This window comes from Actinomadura harenae (assembly GCF_003696215.1).
Classification (GTDB): Bacteria; Actinomycetota; Actinomycetes; order Streptosporangiales; family Streptosporangiaceae; genus Spirillospora; species Spirillospora harenae.
In genome coordinates, this window is the sequence record NZ_RFFG01000007.1 from 23,560 (window position 1) to 38,342 (window position 14,783).

The following is a 14,783-nucleotide window of genomic DNA, read 5'->3' on the forward strand; positions in this document are numbered from 1 at the left end:
CGTGCAGAGCTTCCACACCATTCTCGTAGTACTTGGTCGGCGCGCAGGCTGATCGAGCACTTCCACCTGCGCGCACCCCTCGACCGCCATCCGGGCGGGCGGGGGTTTTTTGTTGGCCGAGTGACCCGAAGCGCACCCGCGGCCGTCCGGACGCGGGCCTCTCCCCAAGGAATCAGAACCATGACGACCGAACAGATGACGGGAGCCCAGGCGCTGGTCCGCGCCCTGGAGAACGTCGGCGTCGACACCGTGTTCGGCATCCCGGGCGGGGCGATCCTCCCGGCCTACGATCCGCTGTTCGACTCCCGCAGGATCCGGCACATCCTCGTCCGGCACGAGCAGGGCGCGGGACACGCGGCGCAGGGCTACGCGGCCGTGACCGGGAAGGTCGGGGTGTGCATGGCCACCAGCGGCCCCGGCGCGACGAACCTGGTGACCCCGATCTCCGACGCCTACATGGACTCGACCCCGATGGTCGCGATCACCGGCCAGGTGGCCACCTCGCTGATCGGGACCGACGGGTTCCAGGAGGCCGACATCTCCGGCATCACGATGCCGATCACCAAGCACAACTTCCTGGTCACCCAGCCCGAGGACATCGGCCGGACGATCGTCGAGGCGTTCCACATCGCCTCCACCGGACGGCCCGGCCCGGTCCTGGTCGACATCGCCAAGGACGCGCTCCAGTCCACGTTCGACTTCGAGTGGCCCGTCCAGATGCGGCTGCCGGGGTACCGGCCGGTCACGCGCCCGCACTCCAAGCAGGTCCGCGAGGCGGCGAAGCTGATCGTCGAGGCCGAGCGGCCCGTCCTGTACGTCGGCGGCGGCGTCCTCAAGGCGAACGCGGCGGCCGAGCTGAAGGTGCTCGCCGAGCTGACCGGCGCGCCGGTCGTCACGACCCTGATGGCGAAGGGCGCGCTGCCCGACAGCCACGAGCTGCACATGGGCATGCCGGGCATGCACGGCAGCGTCGGCGCGGTCGGCGCGCTCCAGCGGTCGGACCTGCTGGTCGCGCTGGGCGCCCGGTTCGACGACCGGGTCACCGGCAAGCTGGACGGCTTCGCCCCGAAGGCCAAGGTCGTGCACGCCGACATCGACCCGGCCGAGATCTCCAAGAACCGGCACGCGGACGTCCCGATCGTCGGCGACGCCCGCGAGGTGATCGCCGACCTGGTCGTCGCGGTCCAGGCCGAGTACGACGCCGGACGGCGCGGCGACTACACCGACTGGTGGCGGCAGCTGCGGGCGTGGCGCGAGACCTACCCGCTGGGCTACGACCTGCCGGAGGACGGCGGCCTGTCGCCGCAGTACGTCATCGAGCGGATCGGTCGCATGGCCGGGCCGGACGCCTACTACGTCGCGGGCGTCGGCCAGCACCAGATGTGGGCCGCGCAGTTCATCAGGTACGAGCGTCCGGGCGCGTTCCTGAACTCGGGCGGCGCGGGCACGATGGGCTTCTCCGTCCCGGCGGCGATGGGCGCCAAGGTCGGCAGCCCCGACTCGGCCGTCTGGTCGATCGACGGCGACGGCTGCTTCCAGATGACCAACCAGGAGCTCGCGACCTGCGCGATCGAGGGCATCCCGATCAAGGTCGCGGTCATCAACAACGGCAACCTCGGCATGGTCCGGCAGTGGCAGACGCTCTTCTACGACGGGCGCTACTCCAACACCAACCTCCACTCGAAGCGGATCCCCGACTTCGTGAAGCTGGCCGATGCGTACGGCTGCGTCGGCCTGCGCTGCGAGCGTCCGGAGGACGTGGACGCGGTGATCGCCAAGGCCATGGAGATCAACGACGTCCCGGTCGTCATCGACTTCGTCGTCCACCAGGACGCCATGGTCTGGCCGATGGTCGCCGCCGGGACCACCAACGACGACATCAAGATCGCCCGGGACCTGGCTCCCGACTGGGAGAACGGAGAGTGACCCCGATGACCCAACACACCCTCTCGGTGCTGGTGGAGAACACGCCGGGCATCCTGGCCCGGGTCGCGGCCCTGTTCTCGCGGCGCGGCTTCAACATCGAGTCGCTCGCGGTCGGCACGACCGAGCACCCCGACATCTCGCGCATGACGATCGTGGTGAACGTCGAGAGCCTGCCGCTCGAGCAGGTCACCAAGCAGCTCAACAAGCTGATCAACGTGCTCAAGATCGTCGAGCTGGACCCGTCCCAGTCCGTCCAGCGCGAGCTGGTCCTGGTCAAGGTCCGCGCCGACGCCGAGACCCGCTCGCAGGTGCTGGAGACGGTGAACCTGTTCCGCGCCAAGGTGGTCGACGTCGCGCCCGACGCGGTCACCATCGAGGCCACCGGCAACCGCGAGAAGCTGGACGCGTTCATCCGCGTCCTGGAGCCGTTCGGCATCAAGGAGCTCGTCCAGTCCGGCATGGTCGCCGTCGGACGCGGCTCGCGGTCCATCAGCGACCGCTCGCTCCGCGCCATCGACCGCTCCGCCTAGTTCCGCGTCCGCGTCACGAATCGCGACCCTGAATCCGCAACGAAAGGCTCATAGAAGTGGCTGAGATGTTCTACGACGACGCCGCCGACCTCAGCGTCCTCCAGGACCGGCACGTCGCCGTGATCGGATACGGCAGCCAGGGGCACGCGCACGCGCTGTCGCTGCGCGACTCCGGCGTCGACGTCCGCGTCGGCCTGCGCGAGGGCTCGGCCAGCCGGGAGAAGGCCGAGGCCGAGGGCCTGCGCGTGCTCACCCCGCGCGAGGCGGCCGAGGAGGCCGACCTGATCATGCTGCTCGCGCCGGACCACCACCACCGCGAGATCTTCGAGAACGACATCAAGCCGGCGCTGGTCGAGGGCGACGCGCTGTTCTTCGGCCACGGCTTCTCCATCCGCTACGGCCTGGTCGACCCGCCGGAGGGCGTGGACGTCGCCATGGTCGCGCCGAAGGGCCCGGGCCACCTGGTCCGCCGCCAGTTCACCGCCGGACGCGGCGTCCCGGTGATCGTCGCGGTCGAGAAGGACGCGTCCGGCAAGGCGTGGGACCTCGCGCTCGCCTATGCCAAGGGCATCGGCGGCCTGCGCGCGGGCGGCATCAGGACCACCTTCACCGAGGAGACCGAGACCGACCTGTTCGGCGAGCAGGCCGTGCTCTGCGGCGGCGCGTCCGAGCTGGTCAAGACCGGGTTCGAGGTGCTGACCGAGGCCGGGTACCAGCCCGAGGTCGCCTACTTCGAGGTGCTGCACGAGCTCAAGCTGATCGTCGACCTCATGTACGAGGGCGGCATCTCCAAGATGTACTGGTCGGTGTCCGACAACGCCGAGTACGGCGGCCTCACCCGCGGCCCGCGCGTCATCACGCCGGAGACCAAGAAGGCCATGGAGCGGATCCTCGGCGAGATCCAGTCCGGCGAGTACGCCAAGGAACTGATCAACGAGTTCGAGACGGGCCAGGCGAAGTTCGCCGAGTACCGCAAGCGGACCGCCGAGCACCCGATCGAGGAGACCGGCGCCAAGCTCCGTCCGATGATGAGCTGGCTGAACGACTGACGTCGTTCCCTGGGAGAGGCGGGTGCTCCGGCGCCCGCCTCTTCGCGTTCCCGGGGTCAGCGGGTGAAACGGCGAATGATCTTGGAGCGCAGCGGGGCGGGGCCGCGCGCCTCCCTGACCAGCAGCGCGAGGTGGCCGCCCCGGGTCAGGTACAGGCCCGCCTCGGTGTCCCGGCCCGGGACGTGCCGGAACGAGTCGTCCAGCCTCAGGCCCGGCTCGCGGACGCGGCCGAACCGGGCCTGCCGGGTGACGCCGTGCGCGGTCGCCGCGACATGGACGTCCCAGCGTCCCGGCGCGAGGACGGACGGGTCGAGGAACACCCGGAACCCGCCGCCGGACGGTTCGGCGGCGACGCGGTGCTCGCTGCGCGCGGCGCGTTCACGCAGCAGGACCTCGACGTGGGTGCGAGGGGTCTCGACGCGTTCGACGGCGGCGTGGCCGGTGACGCGGACGCGACCGTCCTTCCAGGCCAGCGCCTCCAGGCGGTGCTCGACGCCGACCTCGGCCGTGATGTCGGCGTCCTGCCGGGGGACGCCGCGCAGGTAGGGGTACATGGCGTAGACGCGCCCGCCGACCACGACCGCGCCGCCGGGACTGCCCGCCACCTCGTCCCGGATCAGGCGTTCCAGCTCGTCGCGCAGGCCGCGCTGGATGCAGAACGCCCGCAGCCGGTACGACGCGGGCAGCGCGGACCGGACGTCGTCGCTCAGCCCGGACTCGCCGAGGAACCGCCGGGTGCCGTCCATGAGCCGGTCCCGGTGCGCGCGGTCGAGATCCAGGAAGCGGTGGTCGTACACGCGCAGGACGTCGTGCAGGACACTGATCGTGCAGTCCGGGGTCACGGGCTCTCCAGTCGAGGCGGGGTCCACGGTTACGTTAAAGGGCCAGGCGGCTGCGCACCGTGAAATCGTCACAGCGTGTCGGGGCGGCTGGTAGCGTCCGGCTGATGGCTGCTCCGGTGACGGCGGGCGACAGGACCGCGGGACGCGTCCGGCCGGGCGGCTGGGCAACGCCTCTTGTGCTCGTCCTCCTCGCCTCGGCCGTCTACACGGCGTTCGCGCTGCTCCGGCTCCGGGCGTTCCGGACGAGCACGTACGACCTGGTCATCTTCGATCAGGCGGTGCGCTCCTACAGTCGTTTCGGGCCTCCGGTCGCGCCGGTCAAGGGCGTTCACAACGGGTTCGGGCCGCACTTCTCGATCCTCGGCGATCACTTCTCGCCGATCCTGGCGCTGATCGCGCCGCTCTACCGGCTGCACGACGGCCCGGCGACGCTGCTGGTCGCGCAGGCCGTGCTGTTCGCGCTGGCCATCGTCCCGATCTGGCGGTTCGCGCGGCGCCGCCTCGGACGCGGCGCCGCCGTGTGCGCGTCGCTCGCGTACGCGCTGTCCTGGCCGATCGCCGAGGCGCTGCGGTTCGACTTCCACGAGGTCGCGTTCGCGCCGCTGCTCACGGCCCTCGCGATCGAGCGGTTCGACGCGGGACGCCGCGGGCGGGCGGCGGTCGCGGCCGTCCTGTTGCTGCTGGTCAAGGAGGACTCCGGCCTGCTCGTCGCCGGGTTCGGCCTGTCCCTGCTGGTGATGCGGCCGACGACGGGGCTCGGCCGGAGGCGGACGCTGCGGGGCGACCGTCCGCTGGGGATGGCGCTGGTGGCCGTCGGCCTCGCGACCACGGCCGTCGCGTCGCGCGTGCTGGTCCCGGCGTTCGGCGGGAACGGGAACTACTACTTCGCCTATACCGACTTCGGGCACGACATGAGGAGCGCGGCGCTGCACGTCCTGACGCATCCGTGGGACGCGGTGACGGCGCTCGGCACGCCGCCGGAGAAGCTCGGGACGATGGCGCTGCTCGTCCTGCCGTTCCTGGCGCTGCCGCTGGTGTCGCCGCTGACGCTCGTGGTCGTCCCGCCGCTGCTGGAGCGGATGCTGTCCGGGAAGTTCGACAACTGGTGGGCGCCGCACTACCACTACAACGCGTTCCTCGTCGCGGTCCTCGTCCTCGCGGCGGTGGACGGCGCGACGCGCGTCCAGGACCGGGCGCGGATCCGGCGCGCGGCCTCGGCGAACGCCGCCCCCGTGCTGGAACGGCTCGGAACGTGGCTGGTCGCGGGCATGCTGGCGGGGACGCTCGTCACCGTCCCCGCGTTCGCGTTCCGGTCCCTCGCCGACGGCTCCCTCTACGCGCGGAGCGCGCGCGAGCTGGCCGCCGCCGCGGCCGTGTCGCGGGTGCCGTCCGGCGTGGAGGTCGAGGCGGTCAACCACGCGGGTCCCGCGCTGTCCGGTCGCACGCACGTCCTGCTCTGGGACCGGACGCCGCGCTGGGCCGACTGGGTCGTCGGCGACGTCGCCTACGCGCAGTTCCCCTTCACCTCGGTGGACGAGCAGCGGGAGCGGGTCGCCCTGCTCGCGCGCGACGGCTACCGGACGGTGTTCTCGCGGGACGGCTACGTCGTCCTGCACCGGTAGCCGGAGGCCGTTCCCGGTGTCGTTGGACGGGACGTCCGATACGGCTCGGTCAGCACGCCGTGTAAAGATTTCCCGAACCGAAAGGCGAGGGGAATCTACCTTTTCGGGGTTCGCTGTCGGATACTGAAGTCAAGCCGTGACGGCCGTGGTGATTCCGCGCACCGGCGCGAACCTGCGATGGCGACCGCGCCCCGAGCGGCAGTGGGGCGAGAGTGATGAACGGCGCTTTCGCGGACCGGACCAGGGGGTGGGACCGGGACGCTCGGACGGTGAACGACCGCCGGCGACGCGGCGGGCGAGAAGGTGATTCTCTGCAGTTCCTTGTGGCCTGTCCGGAATCACCGCCGGTGGGGGTGTGAGGTGGTCCCCACCGTGGGGGGCGACCTCCAGCACTGGGAGACGTGCGGGCAGGCGTGGATCGGCCTGCTGCGGCACGTCTGGCATGCCGGTGAGGCGGGCATGGAGGAGCGCGGGCCGATCATTGAGGGCCCGCCCGTCCTCTTCGAGGTCGCCTCGCTGAGCTGGGACGATCCGGTCCTGGCCGCGTACGGCGACCGGGCCCGGATCGCGCACTGGTCGCGGATGGCGCGGGAGCGCGCCGAGGTGGCCGACGGGATCGGCGGGCGCCTGCGCGACCGGCACGGCGCCGACCAGCTGCACTGGGCGGCCGGACTCCTGCGCGCGCGTCCCTGGACGACGAGCGCGTGGGTGTCGCTGACCGATCCGGGGGAGGCCGCCGACAGCGTCCCGGGCCTGGTGGCGCTCGCGTTCCGGCTGCGGGAGTACCGGCTGGTCATGACGGCCATGTACCGCTCGCAGGACGTGCACCGGGCGTACCTCTCCTACGTCCCGCTGCGCGAGGTGCAGCTTCAGGTCGCCGAGGAGCTGGGCCTCCCGTCCGGGCCGATGCGGGTGTTCATCGACGTCCCGCACATCGCCGTCCGGGACGCGGAGCGCGTCGCGTCCATCCTCGCCGCCCAGCCCGAGGCCGCCTGACCGGAGAGGACGGCGGAGCATAGGCGGCTGACCAGGGCAGGGTTTCCCGTTTGCGCAAATGTGATCAAGGTCACGAGTGTCGCTCCAGGGTATTTCCTACTTTTCCAGTAGGTTTAGCGATCAATTCCCCCTTCACACAAAGGAGTGCGAATGCGCAGCAGCGCGCGCGCCGCGATCGCGGCGGCCGGGGCCGCCGGCGTCCTGCTCAGCGGACAGGCCGCCGTGCAGGCGGCCCCGCCGACCGCCGGGCCGGGAGCACCGGGCATCGGCGACCCGTACTACCCGGACTATGGCAATGGAGGCTACGACGTCTCCCACTACGGGCTCAAGCTCCACTACCAGCCGGCGACCGATCAACTCGACGGAGTCGCCACCGTCGAGGCCCGCGCCACGCAGGGCCTGACCAGGTTCAACCTGGACTTCGGGCTGTCGGTCAGCAAGGTCACGGTCGACGGCCGGGCGGCGAAGTTCACCGCCGAGGGCGCGCACGAGCTGGTGATCACGCCGCCCAGGACGCTGCGCAAGGGCAAGCGGTTCACCACGGTCGTCACCTACAGTGGCGTGCCGTCCTCGGTGAAGATCTACGGGTTCACCAGCTGGCAGCGGACCACGACCGGCGGCGTCGCGGCGAACGAGCCCGAGAGCGCCTGGTGGTGGTACCCGAGCAACGACCACCCGCGCGACAAGGCCACCTTCGACGTCTCGGTCACCGTCCCGGACGGGCACCAGGCGATCAGCAACGGCGTGTCCACCGGCGTCCACAGCAGGAACGGGTGGACGACCTACGGCTGGCGCGAGAACCGTCCGCAGGCCACCTACCTGGCGACCCTGGCCGTCGGGAAGTTCGACATCGTCAAGGGACGCACCCCGAACGGCCTGCCGTACGAGTACGCGATCGGCTCGGACCTGCCCGCCGACACCAAGGCCAACGCGCTGACCAGCCTGAAGCGCACTCCCGAGATCCTGAAGTGGGAGAGCTCGCTGTTCGGCCGCTACCCGTTCGACGCCGTCGGCGGGACGGTCCCGAACACCAAGGCCGGGTTCGCCATCGAGACCCAGACGCGGCCGTTCTACAGCCCCAAGTTCTTCGCCAAGGGCAAGCCGGACTTCAGCGTCGTCGTCCACGAGAACGCGCACCAGTGGTTCGGCGACAACGTGTCCGTCCACAACTGGAAGGACATCTGGCTGAACGAGGGCTTCGCGACCTACGCCGAGTGGCTGTGGGCGGAGCACGCCAAGGAGTCGACCACGCAGGCGGAGGCCGACAAGGTCTACAACGCGCACCCGGCGGGCGACGAGTGGTGGAACCTGCTGCCCGGCGACCCCGGCGCGCAGGACCCGTTCGCCGACCAGGTCTACGACCGGGGCGCCCTCGCCGTCCACGCCATCCGGCTGCGCCTCGGCGACCAGGCGTTCTTCAAGGCGCTGCGGACCTGGCAGGCGGCCAAGGGCGGCGGGGACGCGACCGTCGCCCAGTTCGTCCGGCACCTCGAGCGGGTCTCCGGCAAGAACATCGACGACATCGTCAAGACCTGGCTGTACACGGCGGGCCGTCCGGCCGTCGCGCCCGGACACTGATCTCCAGGGTCCTTCCTTCCCTCCCCCCAGGCCACCGGCCCGTCCGCGATCAGCGGGCGGGCCGGTGGCCTCTCCGCCTTTCCCCGTGGGGGTTTCCGCAGGTCGAGAGGGTCCGGCAGCGGTTACCCGTGAGTGTCATGGGGGCCGCCGTCCGGCCTCCGGGCTCCCTATAGACTCGGAGGGCAGGCGAGGGCACGACGGGGTGAGCTCGCGATGTATTCGCACAGCCAGTGCTGACAATCCACCATCCGAAGGACTGTTCCTTGAGCAAGCCTGTCGTCCTTGTCGCAGAAGAACTCTCCCCGGCCGGCCTCGCGGTCCTCGAGAACGACTTCGAGGTCCGCCACGTGGACGGCGCCGACCGCGCCGCGCTGCTCCCGGCCGTCGCCGACGTCGACGCGCTGATCGTCCGCTCCGCCACCAAGGTCAACGCCGAGGTCTTCGAGCACGCCTCGAAGCTCCGCGTCGTCGCCCGCGCCGGCGTCGGCCTCGACAACGTCGACGTCGAGGCCGCCACCAAGGCGGGCGTCATGGTCGTGAACGCCCCGACCTCCAACATCGTCACCGCCGCCGAGCACGCGATCGCGCTGCTGCTCGCCATCGCCCGCAACGTCCCGCAGGGGCACGCGGCGCTGAAGCAGGGCGAGTGGAAGCGGTCCAAGTACACCGGCGTCGAGCTCCAGGGCAAGACCGTCGGCGTCCTCGGCCTCGGCCGGATCGGCGTCCTGGTCGCGCAGCGCCTCGCCGCGTTCGACATGAACGTGATCGCGTTCGACCCGTACGTGCAGGCCGCCCGCGCGGCGCAGCTCGGGGTGAGGCTGGTCACGCTGGACGAGCTGCTCGCCGAGTCCGACTTCGTCACCGTCCACCTGCCGAAGACGCCCGAGACGCTCGGGCTGATCGGCGACCGCGAGCTGCGCATGGTCAAGCCGTCCGTGCGGATCGTGAACGCGGCGCGCGGCGGCATCGTGGACGAGGGCGCGCTCGACCTGGCGCTCAAGGAGGGCCGGGTCACGGGCGCGGGCCTGGACGTGTTCTCCACCGAGCCCTGCACCGACAGCCCGCTGTTCGTGCACGACAACGTCGTGGCCACCCCGCACCTCGGCGCGAGCACGCACGAGGCGCAGGAGAAGGCGGGCACGCAGGTCGCCCGCTCGGTGAAGCTGGCGCTGTCCGGCGAGTTCGTGCCGGACGCCGTGAACGTCCAGGGCGGCGCGGTCGCCGAGGACGTCAAGCCGGGCCTGCCGCTGGCCGAGAAGCTCGGCCGGATCTTCACCGCGCTCGCGGGCGGCGTCCCGGTGCGGCTGGACGTCGTGGTCCGCGGCGAGATCACCGGGCACGACGTGAAGGTGCTGGAGCTGGCCGCCCTCAAGGGCGTGTTCTCCGACGTGGTCGAGGAGTCGGTCACGTTCGTCAACGCGCCGCTGCTGGCCCGTGACCGGGGCGTGGAGGTGTCGCTCACCACGTCCGAGGACAGCCCGGACTGGCGCAACATCGTCCAGGTGCGCGGCACGATGGGCGACGGCGCGGTGATCTCGGTCTCCGGCACGATGACCGGGCCGAAGCACCACGAGCGGATCATCGAGATCAACGGCTACGACATGGAGTTGCTGCCCACGGCGCACATGGCGTTCTTCTCCTACAGCGACCGCCCGGGCATCGTCGGCGTGGTCGGCAAGCTGCTCGGCGACGCGGGCGTCAACATCGCGGGCATGCAGGTCGGCCGGGACGTCAAGGGCGGCCGGGCGCTGATCGCGCTGACCGTGGACGAGGCGATTCCGGCGCAGCTGGTGGACGCCATCGCCGCCGAGGTCGGCGCCGACATGGGCCGCCGGGTCGACCTCGACTCCTGAGGCTCCGGATTCCGGGACGGGCGGGTGGTGTCGACCACCCGCCCGTTCTTTTTGCCCAGTTCACCCCATATGTCGTCTCGGATGGTGAGACGAAACGCCACCGGTCAAGACAAGTCGTCGATCCGGAGGTAACGTCACAAGGGAGCGAAAGCGGCGTTCCGCGGACATCCTCCGCTGCCGTGAGCGGGTTCCGACCGGACCCGGGGACGTGCGAACCACGGTCCCGAGCCCTCCCCGCATCCCACACCACCAGCGACGACCGGAGTTCCGTCATGCCGTCTCAGACCATCGCCACGCTGTCCGACGACGCCGCCGAAGAGGCCAAGCGCGCCCTCCAGACGGCCCTGGACCGCCGCGGCCTCTGACCCCGGCGGCCTGCCGCTACAGGGAGTCCAGCGCGAGGGCGAGGGCTCCGCGCAGGGCGGCGTCCGCGCCGAAATGGGCCGGTTCCAGCGCCGGAGGGAACGGCACGGCCCGGGCCAGCAGGTGCTCGACCCGGGAGACCAGGGCCGGTTCGGCGGCCATGCCGCCGCCGAGCACGATCCGCTCCGGATCGAGGATGATCGCCAGGTTGGCGACCGCCATGCCCAGGTCACCGAGCGCCCGGTCCCGCAGGACGCGCAGCTCCGAGGGCACGGACGGCCCGAACAGCTCGGGCGCGGTGACCTCCCGCCCGGTGAGCGCGGACGCGCGCCGCGCCAGCCCGCCGCCCGACACGTGCTCCTCCAGGGGCGCGCGTCCCGCGCCGTGGCCCGGCTCGCCGGGGGACCGCAGCAGGTAGCCGATCTCGCCCGCCGCGCCGTTCGCGCCGCGGACGAGGCGCCCGCCCGCGACGACGCCCGCGCCGAGGCCGGTCCCGAGGTTCACGTACAGGCCGGTGCCCGTCCCCGCGAGGCCGCCCCAGCGCAGCTCGGCGGCCGTCGCGGCGTTGACGTCGTTGTCGAGCCGGACGACGGGCGCCTCGAGCCCGTCGCGCAGCAGCCGGGGGAGCGGCAGCTCCTCCCAGCCCGGCACGTTCGGCGCGAGCAGCACCCGGTCGCCCCGGACGACGCCGAACGTGGCGACACCGGCCGCGACCAGGGGACCCTCGTCCCGCTCGGTCTCGGCGGCGAGACGCCGCGCCGCCTCCAGGGCGCGTTCCAGGACGACCGGCGCGCCGTCCCCGGCCCGGGTCGCCAGCCGGACGCTCCGGAGGACGGTCCCGTCCGGCGCGGCCGCCGCCATCGCGATCTTGGTGCCGCCGAAGTCGATCCCGAGGACGAACCCGGCGCTCACCGGCGGCCGCCGCGCGCGGCCGAGTCGATCGCGACGGCGAGCGCCAGGACCCCGGCCGTCACCATGAACCGGACCGAGGAGTCCACGTTGAGCAGCAGCATCCCGTTCGCGACGGACTGGATGACGAGGATGCCGAGCAGCGCGGCGTAGGCCCGTCCGCGCCCGCCGAACAGGCTCGTCCCGCCGATGACGGCCGCGGCGATCGCGTTCAGCAGGATGTCGCTACCGCCCGAGCTCTGGTTCACCGCCGACAGGCGGCTCGCCGCGAGGATCCCGCCCGCCCCGGCCAGCACCGACGACCCGGCGAAGACCAGCAGGCGGACGCGCGTCACCGCGATCCCCGCGCGCCGCGCCGCCTCGGCGTTCCCGCCGACCGCGTAGACCCAGCGTCCGGGCAGGGTGAGCCGCAGCGCCAGGTCCAGCAGGACGACCAGCCCGCCGAAGACCACCAGCGTCAGCGGGACGCCCCGGTCGCCGGACATGACCGCGACGGCCGCCGCGAGCACCGCCACCAGCGCGCCCGTGCGCAGCGCGAGCGGGACCGGGCCGGACACCGGCAGTCCCGTCCGCGTCCTCGCCCGGCGGACGAGCAGCCCCGCGACCAGGGACGCCGCGCCCGCCGCGACCACGATCGCCCAGCTCAGCCAGGCGGGCAGCCAGGTGTCGCTCAGCGTGGAGACCGGGCCGTCGAACGGGAGGTTGATCGTCCCGTCGCGGCCGAGCAGGTACAGCATGAGGCCCTGCCAGCCGATCAGCCCGGCGAGCGTGACCACGAACGACGGCATCCGCAGGACGGTGAACATCAGCCCGTGCGCGAGCCCGACCAGCGCGGCCGTGCCGAGCGCGAGCAGCACCGCGAGCCCGGACGGCACGTGCTCGTGGACGTTCAGCACCGTCATCACCACGGCCGTCAGCCCGCTCACCGACCCGGCCGACAGGTCGATCTCGCCGAGCAGCAGCACCAGGACGATCCCGAGCGCGATGGTGCCGGTCGCGGCCATCTGGAGCGCGAGGTTGGTGAGGTTCTCGCTGGACAGGAAGTGGCCGTTCAGCGAGCCGAACACGACGGCGATCAGCGCGAGCCCGGCGACGACGGGCAGCGCCCCGGGATCGTTCCCGGACGGCCGCGGCAGCCGGAGCCGCCGGTCGCCGAGTCCGGGCAGGTCGAGTGACGGGTTCACGTCTGCTCCTCTGTCCTGGTCACGGGGCTGTCCTGGTCACGCGGCCCTCCTGGTCACGCGGCGGCCTCGGCCCCGGTGATGGCGGCGACGACGGTCTCGGTCGAGGTGTCCGCGGTGCGGAAGACGCCCGCGTCGCGGCCCAGGCGCAGAACGGCGATGCGGTCGCTGACGGCCCGGACGTCCGCGAGGTTGTGCGAGATGACCAGGACGGCGAGCCCGCGGTCGCGCAGCCGGCGGATCAGCGCCAGGACCTGCGCGGTCTGCTCGACGCCGAGCGCGGCGGTCGGCTCGTCCAGCAGGACGGCGCGGGGCTCGCCGAGCAGCGCGCGGGCGATCGCGACGGACTGCCGCTGGCCTCCCGACAGGGACGCGACCGGGGTGCGCAGGTCCGGGATCCGGACGTCCAGGGACGCCAGCAGGTCGCGCGCGGTGCGCTCCATCCGCAGCGAGCGCAGCAGCGTCCAGCGGTGCGGCTCCGCGCCGAGGAACAGGTTCGCGACGACGTCGAGGTTCTCGCAGAGCCCGAGGTCCTGGTGGACGGTCGCGATCCCGAGCGCGCGGGCGTCGTGCGGCCGGACGATCCGGACCGGCTCGCCCCCGAGGACGATCCGCCCGGCGTCCGGCGTCACGACCCCGGACAGGATCTTGACCAGCGTGGACTTGCCCGCGCCGTTGTCGCCGACGAGCGCGGTCACCTCCCCGGCGCCCAGGTCGAGCGTCACGCCGTCCAGGGCCCGGACGGCCCCGAAGGACCGCCCGACCCCCTGGGCCGACAGGACGGGCGCGGTCACTGGAGCCCCGCGTTCTTGCAGGTGGCGGCGTTGCCGGAGCAGAGTTGGGAGACGGTGTAGAAGCCGTCCTTGAGGATCGTGTCCTTGACCTTGTCGCGGGTGACGGCCGTCGGGGCGAGCAGGAACGCCGGGACCTCGCCCGAGCCGTTGGACACCTTCGCCGGCGCGGCGGGCTTCTCCCCGCGCGCCAGCGCGACGGCGAGTTCGGCCGACTTGTACGCCTGCGCCTTGATGTTCAGGTAGACGGTCATGTACTGGTCGCCGGAGAGGATCCGCTGGACGGCCGTCAGCTCGGCGTCCTGCCCGGTGACCGGGAGGAGCGGACGGTATCCGGCGCGGCGCATCGCGGTGATCGCGCCGCCCGCCATGCCGTCGTTCGCCGACAGCACGCCGATGATCGAGTCGCGGCCGAGCGCGGTGATGGACTGCTCCATCTCCTGCTGCGCCTTGTCGGGGCTCCAGTCGGGCGTGTCGAACTCGCGGCCGATCGGGACCCTGCCGTCCAGGACGCTGTGCGCGCCCTTCTTGTAGTCGGCGGAGCTGGGGTCGGTGGGCGAGCCGTTCAGCATGACGACGCGTCCCTTGCCGAGGGTGTGCCGGGCGTTCAGGGCGTCCAGGAGCGCCTGGCCCTGCATCCGGCCGACGCGGACGTTGTCGAACGAGACGTAGTAGGCGTAGTTCACGCCCGTGATGAGCCGGTCGTAGGCGATGACCGGGACGTGCCGCCGTCCGGCCTCGTTGACCTGCGGCGCGACGGCCTTGGCGTCCACGGCGTCGAGGGCGATCACCTTCGCGCCCCGGGTGAGCGCGGACTCGACCTGGTTCTGCTGCTTGGCGGGGTCCTGGTCGGCGTTGGCGTAGATGACGGAGCAGCGCGGGCACAGCTGCTTCACGCGCTGCTCGAACAGCGGGTGGTCGAACGCCTCGTACCGGGTGGTCTTGGACTCGGGCAGCAGGAGCGCGATGGTCGCCGAGTCGTGGGAGGACGTGCCCTTGCCGCCTCCGCCCCCGCCTCCGCAGGCGGTGAGGGCGAGGAGGAGGATCGCCGCCGAAGCGGCGGTTCGTGGGAATCGCAACCGGGTCGTGGAGTGCATGCACGCACCGCCTTCGGGTCGGCTCGCCGTTGAGTTGAAAGTAAGA

General features: G+C 71.9%; 12 protein-coding genes. 7 read left to right on the forward strand and 5 right to left on the reverse strand.

All coding sequences use genetic code 11. The features are described from left to right. Positions 1-120 precede the first annotated feature (120 nt). The 3 genes from EBO15_RS05425 (at position 121) to ilvC (ending at position 3,505) form a co-directional block, all read left to right on the forward strand. Positions 121-1,926, forward strand: a complete 1,806-nt coding sequence (locus EBO15_RS05425; RefSeq protein ID WP_267898383.1) for an acetolactate synthase large subunit — start codon at positions 121-123, stop codon at positions 1,924-1,926. A 5-nt stretch (positions 1,927-1,931) separates the two neighbouring features. Further along, positions 1,932-2,456 (forward strand): acetolactate synthase small subunit, encoded by a 525-nt coding sequence (ilvN, locus tag EBO15_RS05430; RefSeq protein WP_122193316.1) that lies wholly within the window; start codon positions 1,932-1,934, stop codon positions 2,454-2,456. A 65-nt stretch (positions 2,457-2,521) separates the two neighbouring features. After that, the gene (gene ilvC, locus EBO15_RS05435; protein ID WP_122193197.1) at positions 2,522-3,505 is read left to right on the forward strand and encodes a ketol-acid reductoisomerase; all 984 of its coding nucleotides are present in this window, start codon (positions 2,522-2,524) and stop codon (positions 3,503-3,505) included. Between the two features lie 56 nt (positions 3,506-3,561). Here ilvC and EBO15_RS05440 read toward each other — a convergent pair whose 3' ends face one another. Next, the gene (locus EBO15_RS05440; protein WP_122193198.1) at positions 3,562-4,347 is read right to left on the reverse strand and encodes a hypothetical protein; all 786 of its coding nucleotides are present in this window, start codon (positions 4,345-4,347) and stop codon (positions 3,562-3,564) included. A 104-nt stretch (positions 4,348-4,451) separates the two neighbouring features. Between EBO15_RS05440 and EBO15_RS05445 the strand changes: the two genes are divergently transcribed. From EBO15_RS05445 to serA, 4 genes are all read left to right on the forward strand, one after another. Beyond that, on the forward strand, positions 4,452-5,969 hold the full coding sequence (locus tag EBO15_RS05445; protein WP_122193199.1) for a DUF2079 domain-containing protein: 1,518 nt from the start codon (positions 4,452-4,454) through the stop codon (positions 5,967-5,969). A gap of 360 nt (positions 5,970-6,329) precedes the next feature. Next, positions 6,330-6,965, forward strand: a complete 636-nt coding sequence (locus EBO15_RS05450; protein ID WP_122193200.1) for a thymidylate synthase family protein — start codon at positions 6,330-6,332, stop codon at positions 6,963-6,965. 150 nt (positions 6,966-7,115) lie between these two features. After that, the gene (locus EBO15_RS05455; protein ID WP_122193201.1) at positions 7,116-8,543 is read left to right on the forward strand and encodes a M1 family metallopeptidase; all 1,428 of its coding nucleotides are present in this window, start codon (positions 7,116-7,118) and stop codon (positions 8,541-8,543) included. 263 nt (positions 8,544-8,806) lie between these two features. Continuing rightward, a complete protein-coding gene (gene serA / locus EBO15_RS05460; RefSeq protein ID WP_122193202.1) occupies positions 8,807-10,396 on the forward strand; it encodes a phosphoglycerate dehydrogenase in 1,590 nt (529 codons plus the stop codon). Between the two features lie 381 nt (positions 10,397-10,777). Here the strand turns inward: serA and EBO15_RS05465 are convergent, their stop codons facing one another. The 4 genes from EBO15_RS05465 to EBO15_RS05480 are packed head-to-tail and all read right to left on the reverse strand — an operon-like array spanning position 10,778 to position 14,737. Beyond that, the gene (locus EBO15_RS05465; RefSeq protein WP_122193203.1) at positions 10,778-11,671 is read right to left on the reverse strand and encodes an ROK family protein; all 894 of its coding nucleotides are present in this window, start codon (positions 11,669-11,671) and stop codon (positions 10,778-10,780) included. Next, complete coding sequence (locus EBO15_RS05470; RefSeq protein ID WP_199744344.1) at positions 11,668-12,852, reverse strand: sugar ABC transporter permease; 1,185 nt, start codon at positions 12,850-12,852, stop codon at positions 11,668-11,670. The genes EBO15_RS05465 and EBO15_RS05470 overlap by 4 nt, the downstream gene beginning before the upstream one ends. A gap of 53 nt (positions 12,853-12,905) precedes the next feature. Continuing rightward, positions 12,906-13,643 (reverse strand): ATP-binding cassette domain-containing protein, encoded by a 738-nt coding sequence (locus EBO15_RS05475; protein WP_122193204.1) that lies wholly within the window; start codon positions 13,641-13,643, stop codon positions 12,906-12,908. After that, a complete protein-coding gene (locus EBO15_RS05480; RefSeq protein WP_122193205.1) occupies positions 13,640-14,737 on the reverse strand; it encodes a sugar ABC transporter substrate-binding protein in 1,098 nt (365 codons plus the stop codon). The genes EBO15_RS05475 and EBO15_RS05480 overlap by 4 nt, the downstream gene beginning before the upstream one ends. Between the last annotated feature and the right edge of the window lie 46 nt (positions 14,738-14,783).

Excerpts from the sequence above, each read along its gene's own strand:
- ilvC (WP_122193197.1), top strand. The coding sequence starts at position 2,522 with ATGTTCTACGACGACGCCGCCGACCTCAGCGTCCTCCAGGACCGGCAC.
- EBO15_RS05480 (WP_122193205.1), bottom strand. The coding sequence starts at position 14,737 with ATGCACTCCACGACCCGGTTGCGATTCCCACGAACCGCCGCTTCGGCG.
- EBO15_RS05455 (WP_122193201.1), top strand. The coding sequence starts at position 7,116 with ATGCGCAGCAGCGCGCGCGCCGCGATCGCGGCGGCCGGGGCCGCCGGC.
- EBO15_RS05445 (WP_122193199.1), top strand. The coding sequence starts at position 4,452 with ATGGCTGCTCCGGTGACGGCGGGCGACAGGACCGCGGGACGCGTCCGG.
- ilvN (WP_122193316.1), top strand. The coding sequence starts at position 1,932 with ATGACCCAACACACCCTCTCGGTGCTGGTGGAGAACACGCCGGGCATC.